This is a genomic window from Paracoccus lichenicola (assembly GCF_009708075.1).
GTDB classification, from domain to species: Bacteria; Pseudomonadota; Alphaproteobacteria; order Rhodobacterales; family Rhodobacteraceae; genus Paracoccus; species Paracoccus lichenicola.
The window spans coordinates 388,436-411,634 of sequence record NZ_WMBT01000003.1; the positions used below are offsets into that span (position 1 = coordinate 388,436).

Genomic DNA, 23,199 nt, shown 5'->3' on the forward strand with positions numbered 1-23,199 from the left:
GGCCATCGCCTTCGCCACGTCGCGCCATATCAACCCGAACCGCCGGGCCTCAAAGGCCCGGCCAGCGCCCGCCCCGCCCCCAGGCGGGCGCTTCACGCCCCCCTCGGGTCGGGCGCTGGCCTCTCGTGGTCGCGGAGCGGCACCGTCTTTGGTGGCACCGTCGCTTAGCGGGCGGGGGAAATGCTCGTCGCATTTCCTTGTCCCGCCCGGCAATCCCGTGTCCAGGCTTACAAGAACCCGATCCACCGCCCCGCCAGCAGCACCCCCGGCCAGATCGCCGCCGACATCGCGGCCAGGATCCGGGCTGTCGGGCCTGGCCGCCCGGTGGCCATGACCCGCTTCCACCCCACTCCATGCATCAGCGCGACATTTGCCAGGCCCAGGGCCAGCAACACCAGCTTCCACCGAAAGGCCGCGTTGCCCAGGTATTCGCGCGCATCCACCGACCACAGGCAGAACCCCGTCAGCATCGCCAGCCCCAACCCGATGCCCGCCATCCGCGACAGGAACGGCCCGATCACCGGCAGGGGTGGCCCGCGCAGAACCCCCAGCACCCGCAGATCCAGCGGCAGGATCGCGCCCACCAGCAGCCCTATCCCCAGGATATGCGCCGCGTTCATGACCATGTAGAACTCGCCCGACCCCCGCAGCGCCCGCGCCAAGGCCAGGCCCTCGATCCAGGCGAGAGGCTCCATCCCCCGTCAGTCGGACCGGAGGCGTTCGGGATACATGTCGTAGGTCCGCCCGTCGATCACGATGCGCACGGCCTTCATGTGCGCTTCAGTGGGATCGCGGTCGCGGTTGCCGATCACCGTGACCGCGTCGCCGACGCTGGCCGTGTCGCCCGCAAACCCCGACCGCGCGGTGCGCCCGGGATTGCCCAGTTCCACGAACCAGACCGTGCCGTCCGCCGCCCGCACGCGCAGGCTGGGATGGGGCGGGTTCATGGAAATGTCCTCGATCACGCCTTCCAGCCGGACCTGGTCCTCCTCGGCCCAGGACCAGCCGTGATGCGCCCCCGCCGGGGCAGCGGCGGCGATCGCCAGGCCAAGGGCAAGGGTCGCGGACCAAAGGGTGCGGAACATGGCGGGCCTTTCCGGTTTGCTGCGCCCAGGATAGCGCGCCCCGGCCGGGCGGCGGTTGACATTGGCGTGACCCGGCGGGCCGCGGCCCCCGGGCCTTTCCCCTTCCCTTGCCCCCCTGCTTGCGCTAAACGCCCCTGACCGCCAGAAAAGGAGTCCCAGGGAGATGGGCTACAAAGTCGTCGTCGCCGGCGCCACGGGCAATGTGGGCCGCGAAATGCTGAACATCCTCGATGAACGCATGTTCCCCGTGGACGAGATTGCCGCGCTGGCCTCGCGCCGGTCGCAGGGCACCGAGGTCAGCTTTGGCGACAAGACCCTCAAGGTCAAGGACATCGAGCAGTTCGACTTCACCGGCTGGGACATCGCGCTGTTCGCCATCGGGTCGGACGCGACCAAGATCCACGCCCCCCGCGCCGCCGCGGCGGGCTGCGTGGTGATCGACAACTCCTCGCTCTACCGCTACGACCCCCAGATCCCCTTGATCGTGCCCGAGGTGAACCCCGAGGCGGTGCATGACTACAAGAACAAGATGATCATCGCGAACCCCAACTGCTCGACCGCGCAGATGGTGGTGGCGCTGAAGCCGCTGCATGACCGCGCGCGCATCAAGCGGGTCGTGGTCAGCACCTACCAGTCCGTGTCCGGCGCCGGGAAAGAGGGCATGGACGAATTGTGGAACCAGACCAAGGGCATGTATGTCCCGGGGCAAGAGGTCGCGGCCAAGAAGTTCCAGAAGCAGATCGCCTTCAACGTGATCCCGCAGATCGATGTCTTCCTGGACAGCGGCGACACCAAGGAAGAATGGAAGATGACGGCCGAGACGAAGAAGATCCTCGACCCCGCCATCAAGGTCACGGCAACCTGCGTGCGCGTCCCGGTCTTCGTGGGCCATTCCGAATCCATCAACATCGAGTTCGAGGATTTCCTGGACGAGGACGAGGCCCGCGACATCCTGCGCGAGGCGCCCGGCATCCTGGTCGTGGATAAGCGCGAACCCGGCGGATACACCACCCCGGTCGAATGCGTGGGCGATTTCGCGACCTATGTCAGCCGGATCCGCCAGGACGTGACGGTCGAAAACGGCCTGAACCTGTGGTGCGTCAGCGACAACCTGCGCAAGGGCGCGGCGCTGAACGCGGTGCAGATCGCGGAACTGCTGGGCAACCGCGTCCTGAAAAAGGGCTGAGGCGGTGTTCGACTGGATCACCGGATTCCTGGACAGCGGCGGGGCCTTGGCCATCGCCGCCCTGATGCTGCTGGAAAACGTCTTCCCGCCGATCCCGTCGGAACTGATCATGCCGCTGGCGGGCTTCAACGCCGCGCGCGGCGGCACGCCCTTGTGGCTGGCGGTTCTGGCCGGGGGCCTTGGGTCGCTGGCAGGCGCTTACCTGTGGTATCTGGCGGGCCGCGCCGTGGGCGCGCACCGGATGCGCCGCCTGATCGAACGGCACGGCCGCTGGCTGACCACCACCCCGTCCGAGTTCGAGAAGGCCGAAAACTGGTTCCACCGCCACGGCCGCGCGGTCGTGTTCTTCGGCCGCTTCGTGCCCACCGTGCGCACGCTGATCTCGATCCCCGCCGGGATCGAGCGGATGCCGCAAGGCCAGTTCCTGCTTTACACCGGGCTTGGCAGCTTCATCTGGTCGGGCGGCCTGGCACTGGCGGGATACCTTCTGGAGGACCAGTACGAACGGGTCGAACACTGGGTCAACCCTGTGTCCACGGCGGTCGTGGTGGGGATCATCGCGCTCTATCTGTGGCGCGTGATCCGCTGGAAGCCCGACGCCTGACCGGCGCCGGGCGCCCGATCAGATCACCGTCCAGCTTTGCCCGCCGTCAATGGCCTGGGACAGCGTGCCCTCGCTGATGTCGTGGACCAGGCCGTGGATCGACATCTGCCCCGATTCGACCGCCGAACGGACAAAGGGGAAGGTCATCAGGTTCTCGATCGACACCAGCACGGCCTCGCGCTCCAGCGCGGCGACCTGCCGGTCCTCGGGCAGATCCTTGACCCGCTCGTAGCCGGGGCGCAGGATGTCCATCCAGCGGCCGACGAAGCTGGTCTTTTCCTCCAGTTCCGGCGCGTGGCCCGAACACATCGCGTGGCAGCCCGCCACGCCGCCGCAGCTGGTATGACCCACCACGATCAGATGCGCGACCTTCAGCGCTTGGACCGCGTATTCCACGGCCGCGGACGTGCCGTGCTGCAACCCGTCGGGCGCATAGGGCGGAACCAGGTTGGCGATGTTGCGGTGGATGAAGAACTCGCCCGAATCCGCGCCGAAGATGCTGGTGACGTGGACGCGCGAGTCGCAGCAGGAAATCACCATCGCGCGCGGGCGCTGGCCGTCGGTCGCCAGGCGGCGGTACCAGGCGCTGTTTTCGGAATAGGACGTGGCCCGCCAGCCATGGAAGCGGCTGACCAGGTATTGCGGCAGGGGGCGGATGTTGTGCATGTCTCACCTCTCTTGTCCCGCCGTGTGATAGGGCGTCATTGAAACAAATTCGAGAGATTTCTTGCGGTCGCGGCAAGCCTTTCTTCACCGCCCCGGGTCATGGTGGCAGGACTGGACGTGCAAGGCAAAGGCAAGGCAAATGGCACAGATCACGGCATTGGCCGTTTCCGAACCGGTCCGGGTGGATTCCCGCCGCGTGGGCGATATTGTGACCGAACTGGGCGAAACGGCGGCGCAGAACGTCATCGGGCTGGCCCTGGAACAGCTGGCGGGCGCGCTGACCGCCACCGACAAGGCCCTTTGCGCCTCTGACCTGGCCGAGGCTGCACGCCAATGCGACCTGCTGGCCCGGCTGGCCTGGCAGATCGGCCTTCTGTCGCTGGCGGGCGTCGCCATGGATCTGGGCAGTTGCGCGGAAAGGCACGATCCGGTGGCCCTTGGCGCCATTCATGCCCGGCTGATGCGGGTCGGCAACCGGTCGCTGACGGCGATCTGGGACCGCGCCGGCCTTGGCTAGGCTTGCGGGCGCAAGCGCAGGCTGTAGTCTTGCGCCCGGACAGACAAGGACCCGCCCCATGATCCCCGACTTCGCCCCCCCATCCGCCGATGCCCTGCCGCTTTGGGCCGTGTGGAAGGGCGATCCCCTGGCCGACCAGGCCGGTCCCTGGCCCACCGCCAGCGGCTTCGCGGCAAAGGCGGGCGAGATCTGCCTTTTGCCCGATGCCTCGGGCGGCTTGGCAGGGGCGTTCCTGGGCCTTGGCGACCGGGCGCAGGCGGGCCGCCACCGCTTCGTTCTGGCCCATGCGGCGGCGCTGCCCCCCGGCACGTGGCGGCCCATCCTGCCCGAAGGCCTCGACCGGGACGAGGCTGCGCTGGCCTTGCTGCTGGGCCAGTACCGCTTCACCCGCTACAAGGGCAGCCCCTATTCCGGCCCGCAGTTCACCTGCCCCGAGGGCACCGACGCCGCCCATGTCCGGGCGCTTGCGGCGGGCGAGTTCCTGACCCGTGACCTGATCAACACGCCCGCCAACGACATGGGACCGATCGACCTGGAGGACGCCGCCCGCGCCCTAGCGGATGAAATCGGCGCCGCCATCGCCGTCACCACCGGCCCCGACTTGCTGCGGTCCAACCTGCCGATGATCCACGCGGTCGGGCGCGCCGCCGAACAGGCGCCCCGGCTGATCGACATCCGCTTGGGGGACACCGGCCCGCGCCTGACGGTCGTGGGCAAGGGCGTCTGTTTCGATACCGGCGGGCTGGACATCAAGCCCTCGGCCTCGATGCTGCTGATGAAGAAGGACATGGGCGGGGCGGCGACTGCGCTTGGCCTGCTGCGGATGCTGGCGCTGACGGGGGCGGCGGACCGGATGCGAATCCGGGTGCTGCTGCCGGTGGTGGAAAACAGCGTGGCGGCCGCGTCCTTTCGCCCGGGCGACGTGCTGACCAGCCGCAAGGGCCTGACGGTCGAGGTGAACAACACCGATGCCGAAGGCCGGTTGATCCTGGCCGACGCCCTGGCCTTGGGGGCCGAGGAATCGCCCGACCTGATGATCTCGCTGGCGACGCTCACGGGGGCTGCGCGGGTGGCGCTTGGTCCCGACCTGCCGCCCTTCTATTGCGACGACGACGCCACGGCGGATGCGCTGTCCCGCGCGTCCATGGCGGTGCGCGACCCCCTGTGGCGGATGCCCTTCTGGGACGGCTACGAATCGCAGATCGAGCCGCAGATCGCGGATCTCGATAACGCCCCCTCGGGCGGCATGGCGGGGTCGATCACCGCAGCCCTGTTCCTGCGCCGCTTTGCGGGGGGCGCGGGCCGTTATGTCCACATGGACATCTATGGCTGGCAGCCAGCCGCCGCGCCGGGCCGTCCCAAGGGCGGCGTGGGACAAGGCGCACGGGCGATCCTGGCGGCCCTGCCGCAGATCCTGCCATGAGCCTGGACCGCCGCCTGACGCCCGCGACCGACCGCGTGGCCCTGGACAGCCTGGCGGGCGTGATCGAGCGCCCGGCCTATACCCCCGGCCACCCGGCGCGGCTGGCGGTGCCGCTGGCCGACCTGATGACCGCGCCCGACGGACGGCGCGACCGGCAGGTGAATTTCGGCGCGGACGTGACAGTGATCGAGACGCGGGACGGCTGGTGCTTCGTGCAGACCGACCTGGACGGCTATTGCGGCTGGCTGCCCGCCGCCACGCTGGGCACCGACCTGCCGCCCATCACCCACCGGGTGACGGCGCCCGCCACGCATGTCTATCCCGCCCCCGACATGAAGCAGCCGGAACGGGCCAGCCTGTCGCTGGGCGCGCGCCTGTCGGTCGCGGGGATCGAGGGGCGCTTTGCCCGGCTGGCGACCGGCGGCTTCGTCCCGGTCCCCCATATCGGCGACCAACCCGCCACGGACCCGGTGCCTGTGGCGGAAAGCCTGCTTGGAACCCCCTATCTGTGGGGCGGCAACAGCCGGTGGGGGATCGACTGTTCGGGCCTTGTCCAGGCGGCGCTGACGGCGTGCGGCATCCCCTGCCCCGGCGACAGCGACCTGCAACGCGCGGCCTTTCCGGCGGCGGACGGCATCCAACGCGGCGACCTGCTGTTCTGGCCGGGCCATGTGGCGCTGGCGATGTCGCCCGACCGGATGATCCACGCGACGGCCTGGACCATGTCCGTGATCGTCGAGCCGATCCCCGACGCCATGGCCCGGATCGACACCGCGGGCGACGGCCCCTTCCTTGGCATCCGCCGCCCTCTGGCGCAGCCCGCCGCCTTGGCCTAGACCCCCGCCAAAAGGAGTTGCGGCCCATGTTCACCGTTTCGCTGATCGCATCGCCCCTGCGCGCCAACCTGACCGAAGCCTTGGCGCAAGGCCTGGCCGACCGCTGGGGCGGCGGTCCGGTCCGCTGGCTGAACCCCGCCATCGCGGCCGAGTTCGACGTGGCCGACAGGCCCGCGGATTTCCAGGACGCCTGGGCCGAATTGCAGCGGCAGACCCTGGACCTGGCGATCCAGCCGACCGAGGGGCGGCGCAAGGCGATCCTGCTGGCCGACATGGATTCGACCATGATCGGCCAGGAATGCATCGACGAACTGGCCGACATGGCGGGCGTCGGCCCCCGCGTGGCCGACATCACCGCCCGCGCCATGAACGGGGAACTGGATTTCGACGGCGCCCTGACCGAACGCGTGGGCCTGCTGACCGGGCTGCGGGACAGCGTCATTGCCGATGTGCTGGCCTCTCGCATCACCATGGCCGCAGGCGGCGCGGACCTGGTGGCGACGATGCGCGCCAACGGCGGCTATGCGGCGCTTGTCTCGGGCGGCTTCACCGCTTTCACCCAGGCGGTGGCCGACCGCCTGGGTTTCGACGAACACCGCGCCAACACCCTGCTGGCCGAAGGGGGCTTGCTGACCGGGCGCGTCGCGCTGCCGATCCTGGGCCGCGAGGCCAAGGTCGAGGCGCTGGTCCAGATCGCCGCCGCGCGCGGCCTGACGCCTGCCGACGTGATCGCCGTGGGCGACGGTGCCAATGACCTGGGGATGATCCAGATGGCCGGCACGGGCGTGGCGCTGCACGCCAAGCCATCGGTCGCGGCGCAGGCGCCCATCCGCATCAACCACGGCGACCTGACGGCGCTGCTGTATCTGCAAGGCTATGCTAGGCAGGATTTCGTCACGGGCTGATCGCCCGCACGGTGTCCGCCGCTGGCCGCGCCAGGCTGGCCGTAGCGCCCGTGCCCGCCCAGAACGCGCCGTAGCCGGTGTTCCCCTGCGCCAGGGCGGCGGCATTCAGCGCCTTGCCGATGTCATAGGCCACCGGATAATCCGCAGCGGCCGCATCGTCGATAACGGTGAAATCGTTGACCAGGCAGCGTGCCGGACGGCCCGAGATCGCCCGCGTTATCACCGTCCGCCCGCCCGACAACGCCGCGCGATGGGCAGGCGGCGCGGCAGATTCGGGCGCGCGCAGAAAGGCCGTGCCGCATTGCACCGCGACGGCGCCCGCATCCATCGCAATCCGCGCCGAATCGCGGTCCATGATCGCCCCCGCCGCCACGACCGGCAGGCCCAGCGGCAACAACGCCCGCACAAGCGCCAGATGATCCAGCCGCCCATCCGGCCCATCGGGGTCGAAGATGCCGCGATGGCCGCCCGCCTCGTATCCCTGCGCCACGATCACGTCGAACCCGGCGTCCCGGACCGCCCGCCCCTCGGCCACCGAGGTCGCCGTGGCCCACAGCCTGCACCCTGCCGCCTTCAGCGCGGCGATCTGGTCGGACCCGGGCAGGCCGAAATGACAGCCGACAATGGCGGGTCGTTCCGCCAGCAGCACCGCCAGCACGGCGTCGTTGCCGCGAAAGGTCGGATAGATTTCGGACAGCGCCGTTGGCGGCTCGGCCCCGAATCGCCCGAAAGCCGGGCGTAGGGTCTCGATCCAGCCGGCCTCTCGCGCGGCATCGCGCCGGGCAGGCGCATGGCAGAACAGGTTGACACCGAAGGCCCGGTCTGTCCCCTGCCGCACCGACCGGATCGCCTTGCGCGCCCCCGCCGCGTCAAGCGTGCCAAGCGCCAGGAAGCCAAGCGCGCCAGCCTCGCACACCGCGACCGCCAGCTCCGGGGTCGAGGTGCCCGCCATCGGCGCCTGCACCACGCGATGCCTCAAATGACTGAACATGAACCGCTCCTGCTTTTGCCTTGGTCCAAATATCCCACGGGGGCCTGGGGGTGTGAAACCCCCAGCCTTTACAACGCCCGCCCAAAAGCGCATGGCGCGGCCATGCTGGACCTTTCCCTCGAGCTTCTTCTGCTTCTCGCCGCAGCCGGGTTCGCGGCGGGCTTCATCGATTCGATCGCCGGGGGCGGCGGGCTGATCACCCTGCCCGCGCTGCTGCTGGCAGGCGTCCCGCCCGCGCAGGCGCTTGCGACGAACAAGGTCCAGGGCGTCTTTGGCGCCGCGACCGCCGCCGTCAGCTATGCCGCGAAGGACCTGGTCAATCTGCGCAGCCAGGGGCGATCGGCGCTGATCGCCGGGGTGGCGGGCGCCCTGGGGGCGGCCCTGGTCAGCTATCTGCCGACCGACAGGCTGCGGCTGATCCTTCCGGTAATCCTGATCGCCATCGCGGTCTTTTTCGCGCTGAAACCGGGGCTGAACGATCTGGACCGGGTGCAGCGGGTCGCGCCAGCGGCCTTTGCGCTGACGGCGGTGCCGCTGGTCGGGTTCTATGACGGGCTGATCGGACCGGGGGCCGGGTCGTTCTACATGATCGCCTTTGTCAGCCTGGCGGGATACGGCGTCTTGAAGGCCACGGCGCATACCAAGCTTCTGAACTTCGCCTCGAACCTCGGCGGGCTTTTGGCCTTCGCGCTGTTCGGCCAGCCCTTGTGGCTGGTGGGGGTCGTGATGGGCGCGGCGCAGATCGCGGGGGCCACCCTGGGCGCGCGGCTGGCCAGCCGGATCGGCGCGCGGCTGATCAAGCCGCTGCTGGTCGTGACATCCTCCGCGCTGGCGCTGCGGCTGATCTGGCAGATGATCTAGGCGGGAAAGCCGGGGGCGGTGCGCATCTCTCCGGTGACGATGCCGCGCCAGTTGCGGATCGGATCGGTCAGGAAGCGCCCGACCGCCGGATGGTTCGCCTCCAGCACGCCCAGATGCACCAGCAGCGCGGTGATCGCGGCCTCGGCGGCGCGGGTGCCGCCATCCGTCACTTTCAGCGCGATGCCAAGTCCCTGGCCGGGCAGGATGGCGACGAAGACCGCCTCGGCCCCGGTCTTGGCGGCGACATGGCCGCTGGCCGCGCGCATCAGGATCGTGCAGGCCCGCCCCTCGCCCGCGACCAGTTCGGGATGGGTCCGCATCGCGTCCCTCAGCCGCCGCATGGCCCGGCCGCGCGCATCATCGGGCGGATCGGCAAAGGCGGCCATCGCCCGGCCCAATCCCGCCAGCGAACAGGACCAGTTCGGGGCCGAACAGCCGTCGATGCCGTAACCGGGGCTGACCTCGCCCGTCACGTCCTCGAAGGCGGCCTTCACGGCCTGCTGGACGGGATGGTTGGGGTCCACATATTCGGCCCCGCCGCGCAGGTGGCGGTTGAGGGTCAGGAAGCCCGCGTGCTTGCCCGAACAGTTGTTGTGAAGCTGCGACGGGCTTTCGTCGCCACAGGTCAGGCGGCGGTTTTCATCCCGATCCTGCGGCATGTGGCAGCCGCAGCGCAGGTCATGCTCGGCGAGATCCAGGTCCCGCAGCCACTGGTCCACCGCGTCCACATGCATCCGCGCCCCGCTGTGGCTGGCGCAGGCCAGCGCCAGGTGCCGGTCGGTCAGCCCCGCCGCATCCGCTGCGCCGCTTTCCACCAGCGGCAGCGCCTGGATCATCTTGCAGGACGACCGGGGAAAGACGATCTGGCCGGGTCGGCCCCAGGCCTCGACCACGCCCCTGGTGTCGCAGATGACCGCATCGCCGCAATGCAGGCTTTCGCGCTGCCCGCCGCGCCACAACTCGATCAAATCGGCTGAACGCATCGCCCGTCCCCCTGACAATTGCGCGATTTCCGGCCTTGCGCTCTTTCTCGCGCAATGATTTTGGCTATCCTGACCGCGAGCGGTTGAAAAGACCACAGCAATCGGGAAGAACGCCCCCAGATGTGGCGAAACCCATGGCAGGAGGCCAGAGCATGACCAACACCACGCTGCGCGGCGTGACCGCCGCCCTTGTCCTGATCACCGGACTGGGGACCGCCGCGGCGCAGGAATCCACCAATGTCGTCGCGACCGAGGGCGACTGGACCGTCTTCGCGGCGGAAAATCCCAAGGAATGCTGGGCCGTGTCGCCCCCGAAAGCCACGCAGAACACCGACGCGAACGGCAACCCGCGCGAGGTGACGCGCGGCGACATCCGCCTGTACGTGGCCTATCGCGGCGGCACCGGCGAGGTGTCCTTCAGCGGCGGCTATCCCTTCGCCCCCGACAGCACGGTCGAGGTCGATATCGGCGGCACCAAGTTCAACCTGTTCACCGAAGGCGAAAGCGCCTGGACCGGCAGCGCGTCCGAGGATGAAAAGCTGATCGCCGCCCTGCGCGGCGGCACCAACGCGGTCATCACCGGGCGGTCCTCGCGCGGGACCGTGACCAAGGACACGTTCAGCCTGGCGGGGATCACGGCGGCCACGAACACGGCGCGCTCGCGCTGCGAGTAAGGGGTGGGGGGCTTTGCCCCCGTCCCTCTGCCTGCCGCAAGGCGGCAGGCGTTCGCCGCTGAAAAAGGTCCACTGGACCTTTTTCGGGCGCGTCTCACCCCCCAGGATATTTGAACCAAGGCAAGGGCGGGGCCGGTTGATTTTCGGCCTCGTTTCGCTTATCTGCGGGTCTTCGCACAGCACCGGAAGTCCCATGAACGCGCCCGTCACGCCCGATGTCCTGACCCTTCCCCGCAAGCTGCCGGACAACGGGCGGGTGAACATCGTCGGGCTGACGCGCGACCAACTGCGCGAGGCGCTGGTTGCTGCCGGGACGCCCGAGAAACAGGCGAAGATGCGCGTGGGCCAGGTCTGGCAATGGGTTTACCATTGGGGCGTGCGCGATTTCGCGCGGATGTCGAACCTGGCCAAGGACTATCGCGCCCTTCTGGCCGAGCGGTTCGAGATCGTCCTGCCCGAGATCGTCACCCGCCAGATCAGCGCCGACGGCACCCGCAAGTACCTGGTCCGCATCGCGGGCGGGCACGAGGTCGAGACGGTCTATATCCCCGAGGAAGGGCGCGGCACGCTGTGCGTGTCCAGCCAGGTCGGCTGCACGCTGACCTGTTCGTTCTGCCACACCGGCACGCAGAAGCTGGTGCGCAACCTGACCGCGGGCGAAATCGTCGGCCAGCTGATGCTGGCCCGCGACGACCTGGGCGAATGGCCGGTCCCCGGTGCCCCCAAGGACGAGACGCGCCTGGTCAGCAACATCGTGCTGATGGGCATGGGCGAGCCGCTCTATAACTTCGACGCCGTGCGTGACGCGATGAAGGTCTGCATGGACAACGAGGGGCTGTCGCTGTCGCGCCGCCGCATCACCCTGTCCACCAGCGGCGTGGTTCCCGAGATCGCGCGGACGGCCGAGGAGATCGGCTGCCAGCTGGCCGTCAGCTTCCACGCGACCACCGACGAGGTCCGCAACGTCCTGGTGCCGATCAACAAGCGGTGGAACATCGCGACCCTGCTGGACGCGCTTCGCGATTATCCGCGCCTGTCGAACAGCGAGCGGATCACCTTCGAATACGTGATGCTGGCGGGCGTGAACGACAGCGACGCCGACGCGCACCGCCTGGTCAAGCTGATCGAGGGGATCCCCGCCAAGATCAACCTGATCCCCTTCAACGAATGGCCCGGCGCGCCCTACAAGCGGTCCAGCAACAACCGCATCCATGCCTTTGCCGACATCATCTATCACGCGGGCTACGCCAGTCCCATCCGCACGCCGCGGGGCGAGGACATCATGGCGGCCTGCGGGCAGCTGAAGTCGGCGACCGAACGCGGGCGCAAGTCGCGGGCCGAGATCGCGGCCGAGGCGGCGGGGTGATCTAGCGCCGCCTGCCGCCGCGCGGGACCGTCGTGCGGTTGCCGCGCGGACCCGTCTGGACGGGGGTATTGGCGCGGTTCTCCTCCGCCAGCTTGCGCCATCGTTCGACCCGCTCGGCTGACAGGTCGCCCGCGGCCACGGCCGCCTGCACGGCGCAGCCCGGTTCATGCGCATGGGTGCAGTCGCGGAAACGGCATCGGGGCGCAAGGTCGGTGATTTCCGCGAACAGCATCTCCAGCCCGGCGGCCACGTCGCTGACATGCAGCGTGCGCATCCCCGGCGTGTCGATCACCCACCCCCCGCCTGCCGCCGGATGCAGCGACCGCGCGGTGGTGGTGTGGCGCCCCTTCGCGTCCGATTCACGGATCTCGCCGGTGGCCTGCGCCTGGTCGGGGGCCTTGTCGGCCAGGGTGTTCAGCAGCGTGGACTTGCCCACGCCCGACGATCCGACAAGCGCGACGGTGCGCCCAGGCCCGCACCAAGGCGCCAGCGTCGCCGCCGCATCGGGCGATTTCGCGTTCAGCCCCACCACGGGCAGATCGCGCTGAAGATCGCGCGCGCGCGCCAGCCAGGCCGAAGGATCCTCCACCGTGTCGATCTTGGTCAACACGATGACGGGATGGGTTCCGGCCTCGTTGGCCAGGGCCAGATAGCGTTCCAGCCGCGCCGGGTTGAAGTCGTCGTTGCACGAGGTGACGATGAACAGCGTATCGACATTGGCCGCAATCAGCTGGCTTGCCGACCCCTCGGTCCGGCGGCGCAGCAGCGACTTGCGGTCCAAAAGGCGCACCACGACCCGCCGGTCGGCCTCGGCCAGCACCCAATCGCCGACGGCGTAATCGGCGGTCGTGCCGTGCAGCGGCAGATCCAGCCGGACCTGCCCCCCTCCGGTTTCGGCCATCAGCCGCGACCGGTGGACCGAGGCGATGCGCATGGGCGCCAGGCCCGCATCATCGGGCGTCAGCTGATCGGCGAAGAAGGGCTGCCAGCCCAGGTCGTGCAGCGCATCGGTCATGGGATCTGCATGACCGCGCGCCGGGCGCGGCGCAAGCGTTTCGTGCCGGTCACGGGGCGGGCCAGGATTCGATGATCGCCACGGCCTCCTGCGCGGTCTCGACGTAATGGATCAGCCCCAGATCCTCCTCGCTGATGGTTCCGGCCTCGGCCAGGGCCTTCCAGTTGATGATCCCCTCCCAGAACGCGCGCCCGAACATCAGCACGGGCACCCGGGCCATGCGGCGGGTCTGGATCAGGGTCAGGGCCTCGAAGGTTTCGTCCAGGGTCCCGAAGCCGCCGGGAAAGATGGCGATCGCGCGGGCGCGCATCAGGAAATGCATCTTGCGGATCGCGAAGTAATGGAAGTTGAAGCACAGTTCCGGCGTCACATAGATGTTGGGCGCCTGTTCATGCGGCAGCACGATGCCGAGGCCAATGGACTTGCCGCCGACCTCGTGCGCGCCCAGGTTCCCCGCCTCCATCACGCCCGGGCCGCCGCCGGTGGCGATCACGAAGTCGCGCCCGCCTGATTCCAGGCTGCGGCGGGTCATGTCCTGCGCGAAAAGCCGCGCCTCCTCGTAATAGGCCGACAGCCGGGCCAGCGCCGGGGTGCGGGCATGGGCCGCGTTTTCGGGCGAGGGGATGCGGGCGCCGCCGAACATCACCACGGTGGATTCGACCCCGGCCTCGTCCAGCAGCATCTGCGGCTTCAGCAGTTCCAGTTGCAGGCGGACGGGACGCAGTTCTTCCCTCAGCAGGAAGTCGCGGTCGGTGAAGGCCAGTTGATAGGCGGGCGAGCGGGTCTGCGGCGTGTCCGGGATTTGCCTGGCGCGGGCCGCGTCCTCGTCGCTGTGGGGAAAGGGGTGGGCGCGGTCTTCAGCGGTCTTGGTCGCGTCGGTCATCGGATCCTCGGATTGCACGGGCCTTGTCCCAGGCTTATAGCCCCGGGGTGACAGTTTCCACCCGCCGCAGAGGACAGGCCATGACCCAAGCACTTGAGACCGCCATCGAGGCCGCGTGGGAAGCCCGCGCCGACATCGACGCCGCCACGACCGGTTTCGTGCGCGAGGCGGTGGACGAGGTCCTGGCGCAACTGGACAGCGGCGCCCTGCGCGTGGCCGAAAGGCGCGGCAACGACTGGCACGTGAACCAATGGGCGAAAAAGGCCGTGCTGCTGTCCTTCCGCCTGAACGACATGGAACAGATGCCGGGCGGCCCGCAGGGCGGCAGCTGGTGGGACAAGGTGCCGTCGAAATTCGCGGGCTGGACCGAGGCCGACTGGCGCGCGGCGGGTTTCCGCGCGGTGCCCGGCGCCATCGTTCGGCGTAGCGCCTTCATCGGCAGGAACGCGGTGCTGATGCCGTCCTTCGTGAACCTGGGCGCCCATGTGGGCGAGGGCACCATGGTCGATACCTGGGCCACGGTCGGATCCTGCGCGCAGATCGGCCGCAACGTCCACCTGTCGGGCGGCGTGGGCATCGGCGGCGTGCTGGAACCGCTGCAAGCAGGCCCGACGATCATCGAGGACGACTGCTTCATCGGCGCCCGCTCCGAGGTGGTCGAGGGCTGCATCGTCCGCGAAGGGTCGGTGCTGGGCATGGGCGTCTTCATCGGCCAGTCCACCAAGATCCTGGACCGCGAGACGGGCCAGGTCATGTATGGCGAGGTTCCGGCCGGGTCGGTCGTGGTAGCGGGGTCGATGCCGTCGAAGAACGGCGTGAACCTTTATTGCGCGGTGATCGTCAAGCGGGTGGATGCGAAAACGCGCGCCAAGACCTCGATCAACGAACTGCTGCGCGATTGACCACGCTTTACATCGACGCCGACGCCTGCCCTGTCAAGGCCGAGGCGGAACGGGTGGCCACCCGCCTGCGCGTGCCGATGGTGCTGGTCTGCAACGGCGGGCTGCGGGTGCCCGCCAATCCGCTGGTCACATTGAAGATCGTGGCCGAGGGGCCGGATCAGGCCGACATGTGGATCGCCGACAACTGCGGGCCGGGGGATGTGGTGGTGACGGGCGACCTGCCCTTGGCCGACCGTTGCCTGAAGGCCGGCGCCCAGGTGCTGCGCCATGACGGCGAGGCGCTGACGCTTGCCAATATCGGCCCGCGCCTGGCCACGCGCGACCTGATGGCGGATCTGCGCGCGTCCAATCCGTTCATGCAGGGCGGGGGCGCGATGTTCGGGCGTGCCGACCGGGCGCGGTTCCTGCAATCGCTGGACCGGGCGCTGACGGTGGCGCTGCGCCAGGCGCGCTAGCCCCTGGAGCCGATGCGGTCCAGCAGCGCGCGGGTTTCGGCCCTCAGGTCGGCCCGCCCGCTGGTCGCGACGGTGTGGAACAGGGATGTCGCCTTCAGGTCCTCGGGCAGGTTGCGGCGCAGGTCATCCGCGCCGCGCGGAAGCACCCAGAACTCGCGCCCCCGGTCCATCTGCCAGGTGGCGAAGCGGATATCGACGAAACCCGCCGCGCCCGCAAGATCGCCGAGGCGCGGCATGGCGCGGCCCGTCATGCAGGCGGTGCCGGTGCCCAGGACATCGACCCTTTCGGCCCTGCGGCAGGGCTTGAAGAACATGAAGGTCTTCCAGCCGTGACGGCCCTGCGCCTTCTTGAAGGTCCAGCGGTTTGCCTGGTATCCCACGATGCTGCGGGACAGGTCGAAGGCCTCGGCCTGCCGCAACGTCCGTTCGACATAGTCGGGCGGATAAAGGATGTCGTCGTCGATCGTGAAGACCAGGTCGTCATCCTGCGGATCGAAGGCGAACTTGCCGGTGTCCTTCAGGTCGCTTTCCGGGATCATGGGATGCAGGTTGGCAAACCCGTCCAGCCAGGCCGGGATCGCGTCGTAATCGTTCAGGCACAGGAACAGGCGATCGACCTGCGGCGCGATGCTGCGGATCGTGTCTGCCAGAATGGCGCGGCGCGCGGGAAACGTGGCAAGATGCGCGCGGATCATGGGCCGGCCTCGTTGCGGATCATGGCGCCCTCCATGCGCCAGACCGAAGGCCTTGTCCACCGGGCCATCAAAAGCACGTATCGCGCCCTTCCCACCTTGCACCCCGACCGCGCATGGCTATAACCCCGGACGATTTAGCCGCCGCCAGCCGCCCGAAGCCCAAGGATCAAGCCCATGCCGAAAAGAACCGATATCAAGTCGATCCTGATCATCGGCGCAGGCCCCATCGTCATCGGGCAGGCCTGCGAGTTCGACTATTCCGGCGCCCAGGCCTGCAAGGCCCTGCGCGAGGAAGGCTACCGGGTGATCCTGGTCAACTCGAACCCCGCGACGATCATGACCGACCCGGAAATGGCCGACGCCACCTATATCGAGCCGATCACCCCCGAGATCGTCGAAAAGATCATCGCCAAGGAACGCCCCGACGCGCTGCTGCCCACGATGGGCGGGCAGACCGGGCTGAACACCGCGCTGGCGCTGGCCGACATGGGCGTCCTGAACCGTTACGGGGTCGAACTGATCGGCGCGCAGCGCGCCGCCATCGAGATGGCCGAGGACCGCAAGCTGTTCCGCGAGGCGATGGACCGGATCGGGCTGGAAAACCCCAAGGCCACCATCGTCGCCGCGCCCAAGCTGGCATCGGGCAAATACGACATCAATGCCGGTGTGCAGCAGGCCATGGACGCGCTGGAGGACATCGGCCTGCCCGCCATCATCCGCCCCGCCTTCACGCTGGGCGGCACCGGCGGGGGCGTCGCCTATAACCGTGACGATTACGAACGCATCGTGCGCTCGGGCCTGGATGCGTCCCCGGTCGCGCAGGTGCTGGTCGATGAAAGCCTGCTGGGTTGGAAGGAATTCGAGATGGAGGTCGTGCGGGACCGCAACGACAACGCCATCATCGTCTGCGCCATCGAGAACGTCGATCCGATGGGCGTCCACACCGGCGATTCCATCACCGTGGCCCCGGCCCTGACCCTGACCGACCGCGAATACCAGATCATGCGCAACGGCAGCATCGCCGTGCTGCGCGAGATCGGCGTGGAAACCGGCGGGTCGAATGTGCAATGGGCGATCAACCCGGCGGACGGCCGCATGGTCGTGATCGAGATGAACCCGCGGGTGTCGCGGTCCTCGGCGCTGGCGTCCAAGGCGACCGGCTTTCCCATCGCCAAGATCGCCGCGAAACTGGCCGTGGGCTATACGCTGGACGAGCTGGACAACGACATCACCAAGGTCACGCCCGCGTCGTTCGAGCCTTCCATCGACTATGTCGTCACCAAGATCCCGCGCTTCGCGTTCGAAAAATTCCCGGGTTCCAAGCCCGAACTGACCACCGCCATGAAGTCCGTGGGCGAGGTCATGGCGATCGGCCGCAGCTTCCACGAATCGCTGCAAAAGGCGCTGGCGTCCATGGAAAACGGCCTGACGGGCCTGGACGAAATTCCCATCGAGGGCGCGACCGAACAAGGCAAGCCCGCCGTGATCGCCGCCCTGTCGAAGGCCACCCCCGACCGCATCCGCGTCATTGCCGAGGCGATGCGCTTCGGCCTGTCGGATGACGAGATCGGGCGCATCACCAGCTTCGACCCCTGGTTCCTGGCCCGCATCCGCGAAATCGTCGAGGCCGAACACAAGCTGCGCCACGAAGGCCTGCCCACGGATGCCGAAGGGCTGCGCGCCGTCAAGATGATGGGCTTTACCGACGCCCGCCTGGCCCACCTGATCGGGCGCGGCGAAGACGACATCCGCCGCATCCGCCGCAGTCTGGACGTGGTTCCCGTCTTCAAGCGCATCGACACCTGCGCCGCCGAGTTCGAGGCCCAGACCCCCTACATGTATTCCACCTATGAAGCGCCCGCGATGGGCGACGTGGAATGCGAATCACGCCCGACGGATGCGAAAAAGGTCGTGATCCTGGGCGGCGGCCCGAACCGCATCGGCCAGGGGATCGAGTTCGACTATTGCTGCTGCCATGCCTGCTTCGCGCTGACCGATGCGGGCTATGAAACCATCATGATCAACTGCAACCCGGAAACGGTGTCCACCGACTATGACACCTCGGACCGGCTGTATTTCGAGCCGCTGACCCTGGAACACGTGCTGGAAATCCTGCGCGTGGAACAGGAAAACGGCACGCTGCACGGCGTCATCGTCCAGTTCGGCGGCCAGACCCCCTTGAAGCTGGCCAACGCCCTGGAAGCCGAAGGCATCCCCATCCTGGGCACCACCCCCGACGCCATCGACCTGGCCGAGGACCGCGAGCGGTTCCAGAAGCTTTTGCACGACCTGGACTTGCGCCAGCCCGTCAACGGCATCGCCAGCAGCGCCGACGAGGCGCTGTCCATCGCCGAACAGGTGGGCTTCCCCTTGGTCATCCGCCCCTCCTACGTCCTCGGCGGCCGGGGGATGGAGATCGTGCGCGACACCGACCACCTGAAGCGCTACATCACCGAGGCCGTCAGCGTGTCGGGCAAGAACCCGGTGCTGCTCGACAGCTATCTGTCCGGCGCGATCGAGGTCGATGTGGACGCGCTGTCGGACGGCGAGAATGTCCATGTCGCGGGCATCATGGAGCATATCGAGGAAGCGGGCGTCCATTCGGGCGATTCGGCCTGCTGCCTGCCGCCGCACACGCTGGACGCGGCCACCATCGACGAACTGAAGCGCCAGACCGTCGCCATGGCCCGCGCGCTGAAGGTCAAGGGCCTGATGAACGTGCAGTTCGCCATCAAGGACAGCGCGATCTATGTGCTGGAGGTGAACCCCCGCGCGTCCCGCACCGTGCCCTTTGTCGCCAAGGCCACCGACAGCGCCATCGCCTCGATCGCCGCGCGGCTGATGGCGGGGGAACCGATGTCGAACTTCCCCCTGCGCGACCCCTATCCCGCGGGCGTCGGTCCCGAAACCGACCTGCCCTTTGCCGATCCCCTGACCCTGGCCGACCCGATCACGCCCTGGTTTTCGGTCAAGGAGGCGGTGCTGCCCTTTGCCCGCTTCCCCGGCGTCGATACGCTGCTTGGCCCGGAAATGCGCTCGACCGGCGAGGTGATGGGATGGGACCGCAACTTCGCCCGCGCCTTCCTGAAGGCGCAGATGGGCGCGGGCACCCACCTGCCCGGCGAAGGGCGGGTCTTCGTTTCCGTGAAGGACGCCGACAAGACCGAGGCCCTGGCCGATGCCGCCCGCGACCTGACGGCCATGGGCTTCCAGCTGGTCGCCACCAGCGGCACCGCCGAGTTCCTGTCTGCGGCAGGCGTCGAAACCAGCCACGTGAACAAGGTTTACGAAGGCCGCCCGAACATCGTGGACAGCCTGAAGAACGGCGAGATCGCGATGGTCCTGAACACCACCGAGGGCGCCCAGGCCATCGCGGATTCGCGCGAGATCCGGGCCGTCGCGCTTTATGACAAGATCCCGTATTTCACCACCGCGGCAGGAAGCATCGCCGCCGTGGCGGCGATCAAGTCGCGGGGCGAGGGCGAGGTCGGCGTGCGGTCGTTGCAGGCCTGAGGGCTGCGGCTCCGTGATGTCGCATCCGGAGGCGTCTTGAGGCGGTGAGACCGGCGGCAAGGTGGTTGCGGGCGTTTTCTCATCGCGTGGCGACCTTTTGGAAGTGCTTGCGCTTGTTCAAGAGGCGCTCGATCAGGGTGTGCTGGCGATAAGGGGGCGGGATCGACGGACCCTTGAACCTTGCGGTCCTGTTCGCTGGGCATGTGCCCGCGCCCGCCAGGGGCCGCGATCCGGTCCGACACGGCGCGGCATCGTCGCGGCGGTTTGCCCCCATGGCCCGGATGCGGATGGAGGGCCAGAAGCTCTGGCGTGGACACGATCCTAGTGACGGGCGTGACCGCCTGCGCCCCGATGTCCCCGCACGGGCGGCGCTGCCGCATGTCGCAGCAACGCCCACCATGCGGGGTCGTGTGGTTACGCCGTTTCGTTCACGCGGGCCTGAAGGGGGTTCGACGCCTGCTTCGAGTGGCGCCGCGCGGCCTGCAGCATCGCGGCGCGGCGTTCCATCCAGTTGTGCATGATGCTGGTGGCGAACTCGCGTTGCACCGCCGCAAGGTCTTTCACCGATTTGGCACGCGACAGCTTCTGCGCAGCGTCAGCATTGGCGCGGGTGGCTTTCTCGAACCAGGTTGTCCAGGCAGAGGAAACGTCCGACAGAACCCCCAGCGATGCGCCGGACGTTGTGGCGGCAACCTGCATGTCCTTGGCCATCTTCCGTGCCGAGTCGCCGCAGGTCGTCATGGCCGCCCGGGTGTCGGTGGCGACCTGCTGTGCGCGTTCGGTGAAGGTTTCCGTGACCTGGCGGGTCCGGTCCCGCACGGCGGCGCCGCCATGTTCCGTCACGTCGGCCACCTTCTCGGTCGCCTCGCGGGTGACGCGCTCCGCCTCCCTTTGAACCCGGGCGACGGCCTGCCGGGCCTCTGCAGCCTGGCGTTCGGCTTGCCCTGCCTGTTCTCGCCGCTCCTCGCGCCCTTCATCGGGTCCGGAGGCTTCGACCGCCTTGACGGCATCCCCGGGGGCGGCGGCCACGCTGGGCATCTCTGCATCGCCGAGCACCTTGAGAACGGCGGGGAGAAGCTCCTTGCGCTCGTTGCGAAGGTGCTGCTGAAGACCCTTGTTCAGATCGGAAAGCGCCACGAGGAACGCGTCATCGTCCTTCGGCAGACCCGCCAGCTTCTCGAGAGAAGCGCGCAATTCCCGGTTGCCCTTCAGGGCACCGACGGCGAGATCCCTGGTTTCAGGGTTCTTGCGCAACAGCGGCAGAAGGTGGTGCTCCTCGATCTCCGCATAGCGGACGAGTTCGTCATTCAGTTCCGCATGAAGGCTTTCGCGGGCCTTTACCGCCTGGTTCGAGGTTGCGGAGCGTTTCGTGATCAACGCAACGGCCTTTCCAGGAGCAGCCTGGATCGTCTGGCGGAGGGTCATGGACATGTCTTCCGGATATGCTTTCCCTGAACCCGAAGCCAGCGACAAAGGCCCCGCCGAAGTGCGAAGACATCACATGCTGGTTGCTCAAGGAAGCTTTGGCAGGATCATCCGGGAAGGATTCGCTGAATGTCTCGCTGCATTGCAGCATAACCGATGGATACGGCACTTGAAAGCTTTGTTGACGGGTCACGAACCGTTCAGCCGGCGGGGGCTGTCCTTCTTTCCTGCCTTCCCATGGCGTTGCGGGTTAGGTCCGGCCCGGCCGGTGTAAAGCGGTCTTCCGGAACCCATGTTCCAATGGACGCGGCGGACCGTTCTGCCCTTGACCCATGGAGGCCTCATCATGGCCGTACGACTTCTTGCCGACTCGGAACGCTCCAAGCACCATCCCAACGGTGAGTATCCCGGCCCTCGCAAGCACGATCGTGAGGACGCCGAGGCTTCTCGAAAGACGGACGAAGAAAGGGGATTGCCCCGGAAAAAGACCCATGCCGGCGAACAGGACGACATGCGGCCGCATGTCAGACCTTTCCGATCGAGGAGCGTGGACGGAAGATTGATCCCGCAGGAACGCCGAACGAACACGCCGGCCTCACTGTGGCGAACGCGCTGGCAGATCCCGTCGAACACGGCGGATCGCTTGCACGGGCATTCGGACGGGCCATCGGATGGCCCGGGGTGCGGCCCGCCGCACTCGATCCAGGCTTCGTGCAATCATCGGCCCACACCGGGATCAACGGGGACCATGACGCACGCGGGCGGCGTTGAGACCTGAAGGGACGCAGGCGGCAAGTGCATGGCGCGGTCATCGCGGCTTGAACCGGCCTCGACGCCAGGTTCGGGTTGTCGCGAAGGGTCCAAAGCCCATGGGGGGACCGGATGCAGGGAACCACCGCATCGGTTCGCGCGTCGTCATGCTGCATCGCAGGATGGCCCGCACCGCGAGGCCAAGGCGCAGTTTTCCGGATCGGATTTCCCCATGAACTTTTCACCCAGCAGGCCCCTGCGCGCGGATTTGCAGAACATGGTCCGCAAGCCGCCCTCGCGTCCTTCGGCCCGGGCGGCCATCATCGGCCTTGCGGCGGGCCTTGCCATCGCGGCCGTCGTGAACCATCGGCTGGCCCGGAAGGCCGAGCAGGACAATCCCCCGGCCGGAAGCTTCCTGACCGTGAAGGGCGTCCGTCTTCACTATGTGGAGCGGGGCAGCGGCGAACCGGTCGTCCTGCTGCATGGCAACGGCAGCATGATCCAGGATTTCGAATCGAGCGGCCTTGTCGATCTTGCCGCCCGGAAATACCGCGTGATCGTTCTCGACCGGCCCGGCTATGGTCACAGCGACCGTCCCCGGAACACCATCTGGACGCCCGGCGCGCAGGCTGACCTGATCCACGATGCCCTTGAACGGCTTGGCGTCACGCGGGCGACGGTTCTTGGCCATTCGTGGGGATGCTCTGTCGCGGTGGCGCTGGCGGACAGGTATCCCGCCCTGGTCAGCGGGCTTGTTCTGGCGTCGGGCTATCATTATCCGACGGCGCGGCTTGACGTGGTCGGCATGGCCGCTCCGGCAGTGCCGATCGTGGGCGATGTCATCCGCTACACGGTCTCTCCGATCCTGAGCCGGCTGATATGGCCGATCCTGATGCGCAAGATCTTCGGTCCCCAGGCCGTGCCCGAGAAGTTCGCCGGGTTCCCGAAGGCCATGGCGGTCCGCCCGTCCCAGATCCGCGCCAGCGCCGCGGAGTCGGCCCTGATGATACCGGATGCCCTTGTTGCCCGTGACGCCTATCCCCGGCTCGGGATGCCCGTGGCGATCATCACGGGGGCCGAGGACCGTCTCGTGGACCCCGACAGGCAATCCGCCAGGCTTCATGGCGACATCCCGCACAGCAGTTTCCGCCGCATTCCCGGCGCGGGCCACATGATCCACCAGACCGCGACCGAGGCGGTCATGTCCGCGATCGAGGACGTGGCCCCGCCACACGAACGGCCGTACCGGACAGGACCGCCTGAACGAAGGGCGGCGGCCGTCACCGGCGTCGGAAAGGCGCCGCCGCCGGAACGGCCTTGCCATTCCGGAAGATAAGGATGCAAGAACGTCTCGTGAATGCTATCGACGGCAACGGACGGGTTCTTCGCGCCTGTCCCGCGGCAAGCAGGTCCCGAACAGGGTTTTCTTCATGAGGTCGATCTGAGCTTGTCCCGTTACCTTCC

General features: G+C 68.0%; 22 protein-coding genes. 13 read left to right on the forward strand and 9 right to left on the reverse strand.

The genetic code is table 11. The annotated features are described in order from the left end of the window. Positions 1–227: 227 nt before the first annotated feature. Complete coding sequence (locus GIY56_RS08115; protein ID WP_154764303.1) at positions 228–695, reverse strand: DUF2214 domain-containing protein; 468 nt, start codon at positions 693–695, stop codon at positions 228–230. Between the two features lie 6 nt (positions 696–701). Continuing rightward, the gene (locus tag GIY56_RS08120) at positions 702–1,085 is read right to left on the reverse strand and encodes a DUF6152 family protein (protein WP_154764304.1); all 384 of its coding nucleotides are present in this window, start codon (positions 1,083–1,085) and stop codon (positions 702–704) included. Between the two features lie 163 nt (positions 1,086–1,248). Between GIY56_RS08120 and GIY56_RS08125 the strand changes: the two genes are divergently transcribed. Together GIY56_RS08125 and GIY56_RS08130 are read left to right on the forward strand one after the other, a co-directional pair. Next, positions 1,249–2,271 carry an aspartate-semialdehyde dehydrogenase gene (locus GIY56_RS08125; protein WP_154764305.1) on the forward strand — a complete coding sequence of 341 codons (1,023 nt, stop codon included), beginning with the start codon at positions 1,249–1,251 and terminating at the stop codon, positions 2,269–2,271. 4 nt (positions 2,272–2,275) lie between these two features. Continuing rightward, positions 2,276–2,875, forward strand: coding sequence for a DedA family protein (locus GIY56_RS08130; RefSeq protein ID WP_328288479.1), 600 nt, complete (start codon positions 2,276–2,278; stop codon positions 2,873–2,875). Positions 2,876–2,893: 18 nt separating this feature from the next. On the opposite strand, the gene GIY56_RS08135 is transcribed toward GIY56_RS08130, so the two are convergent. Then, entirely contained in the window at positions 2,894–3,541 is a 648-nt protein-coding gene (locus GIY56_RS08135; RefSeq protein ID WP_154764306.1) for a carbonic anhydrase, read from the reverse strand. A gap of 139 nt (positions 3,542–3,680) precedes the next feature. Between GIY56_RS08135 and GIY56_RS08140 the strand changes: the two genes are divergently transcribed. The 4 genes from GIY56_RS08140 to serB are packed head-to-tail and all read left to right on the forward strand — an operon-like array spanning position 3,681 to position 7,222. After that, positions 3,681–4,058 (forward strand): hypothetical protein, encoded by a 378-nt coding sequence (locus GIY56_RS08140; RefSeq protein WP_154764307.1) that lies wholly within the window; start codon positions 3,681–3,683, stop codon positions 4,056–4,058. Positions 4,059–4,116: 58 nt separating this feature from the next. Then, positions 4,117–5,481 carry a leucyl aminopeptidase family protein gene (locus GIY56_RS08145; protein WP_154764308.1) on the forward strand — a complete coding sequence of 455 codons (1,365 nt, stop codon included), beginning with the start codon at positions 4,117–4,119 and terminating at the stop codon, positions 5,479–5,481. After that, entirely contained in the window at positions 5,478–6,317 is an 840-nt protein-coding gene (locus tag GIY56_RS08150) for a C40 family peptidase (RefSeq protein WP_154764309.1), read from the forward strand. The genes GIY56_RS08145 and GIY56_RS08150 overlap by 4 nt, the downstream gene beginning before the upstream one ends. Before the next feature lie 26 nt (positions 6,318–6,343). Next, positions 6,344–7,222: a phosphoserine phosphatase SerB gene (gene serB, locus GIY56_RS08155; protein ID WP_154764310.1), complete on the forward strand. Its 879-nt coding sequence runs from the start codon at positions 6,344–6,346 to the stop codon at positions 7,220–7,222. On the opposite strand, the gene GIY56_RS08160 is transcribed toward serB, so the two are convergent. Next, the gene (locus GIY56_RS08160; RefSeq protein WP_154764311.1) at positions 7,212–8,213 is read right to left on the reverse strand and encodes an NAD(P)H-dependent flavin oxidoreductase; all 1,002 of its coding nucleotides are present in this window, start codon (positions 8,211–8,213) and stop codon (positions 7,212–7,214) included. The genes serB and GIY56_RS08160 overlap by 11 nt on opposite strands. Before the next feature lie 102 nt (positions 8,214–8,315). On the opposite strand from GIY56_RS08160, the gene GIY56_RS08165 reads away from it, so the two are divergent. After that, positions 8,316–9,074: a TSUP family transporter gene (locus tag GIY56_RS08165; RefSeq protein WP_154764312.1), complete on the forward strand. Its 759-nt coding sequence runs from the start codon at positions 8,316–8,318 to the stop codon at positions 9,072–9,074. Here the strand turns inward: GIY56_RS08165 and GIY56_RS08170 are convergent. After that, entirely contained in the window at positions 9,071–10,057 is a 987-nt protein-coding gene (locus tag GIY56_RS08170) for an asparaginase (protein ID WP_154764313.1), read from the reverse strand. The genes GIY56_RS08165 and GIY56_RS08170 overlap by 4 nt on opposite strands. A 152-nt stretch (positions 10,058–10,209) precedes the next feature. Between GIY56_RS08170 and GIY56_RS08175 the strand changes: the two genes are divergently transcribed. Next, positions 10,210–10,731, forward strand: a complete 522-nt coding sequence (locus tag GIY56_RS08175; RefSeq protein WP_154764314.1) for an invasion associated locus B family protein — start codon at positions 10,210–10,212, stop codon at positions 10,729–10,731. 193 nt (positions 10,732–10,924) lie between these two features. After that, on the forward strand, positions 10,925–12,097 hold the full coding sequence (gene rlmN, locus GIY56_RS08180; protein WP_154764315.1) for a 23S rRNA (adenine(2503)-C(2))-methyltransferase RlmN: 1,173 nt from the start codon (positions 10,925–10,927) through the stop codon (positions 12,095–12,097). A 1-nt stretch (position 12,098) separates the two neighbouring features. Here the strand turns inward: rlmN and rsgA are convergent, their stop codons facing one another. Continuing rightward, positions 12,099–13,112 (reverse strand): ribosome small subunit-dependent GTPase A, encoded by a 1,014-nt coding sequence (gene rsgA, locus GIY56_RS08185; protein ID WP_154764316.1) that lies wholly within the window; start codon positions 13,110–13,112, stop codon positions 12,099–12,101. Between the two features lie 49 nt (positions 13,113–13,161). Further along, a complete protein-coding gene (locus GIY56_RS08190; protein ID WP_154764317.1) occupies positions 13,162–13,995 on the reverse strand; it encodes an LOG family protein in 834 nt (277 codons plus the stop codon). A gap of 80 nt (positions 13,996–14,075) precedes the next feature. Between GIY56_RS08190 and dapD the strand changes: the two genes are divergently transcribed. Then, positions 14,076–14,897 (forward strand): 2,3,4,5-tetrahydropyridine-2,6-dicarboxylate N-succinyltransferase, encoded by an 822-nt coding sequence (gene dapD, locus GIY56_RS08195; protein WP_154764318.1) that lies wholly within the window; start codon positions 14,076–14,078, stop codon positions 14,895–14,897. Continuing rightward, a complete protein-coding gene (locus GIY56_RS08200) occupies positions 14,894–15,352 on the forward strand; it encodes a YaiI/YqxD family protein (protein WP_154764319.1) in 459 nt (152 codons plus the stop codon). Before dapD ends, GIY56_RS08200 begins: the two co-directional genes overlap by 4 nt. Here the strand turns inward: GIY56_RS08200 and GIY56_RS08205 are convergent. Continuing rightward, complete coding sequence (locus GIY56_RS08205; RefSeq protein ID WP_154764320.1) at positions 15,349–16,047, reverse strand: hypothetical protein; 699 nt, start codon at positions 16,045–16,047, stop codon at positions 15,349–15,351. The two genes, GIY56_RS08200 and GIY56_RS08205, sit on opposite strands and share 4 nt — an antisense overlap. A 174-nt stretch (positions 16,048–16,221) precedes the next feature. Between GIY56_RS08205 and carB the strand changes: the two genes are divergently transcribed. Further along, positions 16,222–19,560: a carbamoyl-phosphate synthase large subunit gene (gene carB, locus GIY56_RS08210; RefSeq protein ID WP_154764321.1), complete on the forward strand. Its 3,339-nt coding sequence runs from the start codon at positions 16,222–16,224 to the stop codon at positions 19,558–19,560. Positions 19,561–19,974: 414 nt separating this feature from the next. On the opposite strand, the gene GIY56_RS08215 is transcribed toward carB, so the two are convergent. Continuing rightward, a complete protein-coding gene (locus GIY56_RS08215) occupies positions 19,975–20,991 on the reverse strand; it encodes a hemerythrin domain-containing protein (RefSeq protein WP_154764322.1) in 1,017 nt (338 codons plus the stop codon). A gap of 976 nt (positions 20,992–21,967) precedes the next feature. Between GIY56_RS08215 and GIY56_RS08220 the strand changes: the two genes are divergently transcribed. Continuing rightward, positions 21,968–23,071 (forward strand): alpha/beta fold hydrolase, encoded by a 1,104-nt coding sequence (locus tag GIY56_RS08220; protein ID WP_230312364.1) that lies wholly within the window; start codon positions 21,968–21,970, stop codon positions 23,069–23,071. Positions 23,072–23,199: the final 128 nt, after the last annotated feature.

Bases quoted from the DNA above. Each gene is read 5' to 3' on its own strand.
- rsgA (WP_154764316.1), bottom strand. From the start codon at position 13,112: ATGACCGATGCGCTGCACGACCTGGGCTGGCAGCCCTTCTTCGCCGAT.
- rlmN (WP_154764315.1), top strand. From the start codon at position 10,925: ATGAACGCGCCCGTCACGCCCGATGTCCTGACCCTTCCCCGCAAGCTG.
- GIY56_RS08115 (WP_154764303.1), bottom strand. From the start codon at position 695: ATGGAGCCTCTCGCCTGGATCGAGGGCCTGGCCTTGGCGCGGGCGCTG.
- GIY56_RS08145 (WP_154764308.1), top strand. From the start codon at position 4,117: ATGATCCCCGACTTCGCCCCCCCATCCGCCGATGCCCTGCCGCTTTGG.
- GIY56_RS08140 (WP_154764307.1), top strand. From the start codon at position 3,681: ATGGCACAGATCACGGCATTGGCCGTTTCCGAACCGGTCCGGGTGGAT.
- GIY56_RS08165 (WP_154764312.1), top strand. From the start codon at position 8,316: ATGCTGGACCTTTCCCTCGAGCTTCTTCTGCTTCTCGCCGCAGCCGGG.
- GIY56_RS08175 (WP_154764314.1), top strand. From the start codon at position 10,210: ATGACCAACACCACGCTGCGCGGCGTGACCGCCGCCCTTGTCCTGATC.
- GIY56_RS08215 (WP_154764322.1), bottom strand. From the start codon at position 20,991: ATGTCCATGACCCTCCGCCAGACGATCCAGGCTGCTCCTGGAAAGGCC.
- GIY56_RS08160 (WP_154764311.1), bottom strand. From the start codon at position 8,213: ATGTTCAGTCATTTGAGGCATCGCGTGGTGCAGGCGCCGATGGCGGGC.
- GIY56_RS08190 (WP_154764317.1), bottom strand. From the start codon at position 13,995: ATGACCGACGCGACCAAGACCGCTGAAGACCGCGCCCACCCCTTTCCC.
- GIY56_RS08205 (WP_154764320.1), bottom strand. From the start codon at position 16,047: ATGATCCGCGCGCATCTTGCCACGTTTCCCGCGCGCCGCGCCATTCTG.
- dapD (WP_154764318.1), top strand. From the start codon at position 14,076: ATGACCCAAGCACTTGAGACCGCCATCGAGGCCGCGTGGGAAGCCCGC.
- GIY56_RS08220 (WP_230312364.1), top strand. From the start codon at position 21,968: ATGAACTTTTCACCCAGCAGGCCCCTGCGCGCGGATTTGCAGAACATG.
- serB (WP_154764310.1), top strand. From the start codon at position 6,344: ATGTTCACCGTTTCGCTGATCGCATCGCCCCTGCGCGCCAACCTGACC.
- GIY56_RS08125 (WP_154764305.1), top strand. From the start codon at position 1,249: ATGGGCTACAAAGTCGTCGTCGCCGGCGCCACGGGCAATGTGGGCCGC.
- GIY56_RS08150 (WP_154764309.1), top strand. From the start codon at position 5,478: ATGAGCCTGGACCGCCGCCTGACGCCCGCGACCGACCGCGTGGCCCTG.
- GIY56_RS08135 (WP_154764306.1), bottom strand. From the start codon at position 3,541: ATGCACAACATCCGCCCCCTGCCGCAATACCTGGTCAGCCGCTTCCAT.
- GIY56_RS08170 (WP_154764313.1), bottom strand. From the start codon at position 10,057: ATGCGTTCAGCCGATTTGATCGAGTTGTGGCGCGGCGGGCAGCGCGAA.
- GIY56_RS08120 (WP_154764304.1), bottom strand. From the start codon at position 1,085: ATGTTCCGCACCCTTTGGTCCGCGACCCTTGCCCTTGGCCTGGCGATC.
- carB (WP_154764321.1), top strand. From the start codon at position 16,222: ATGCCGAAAAGAACCGATATCAAGTCGATCCTGATCATCGGCGCAGGC.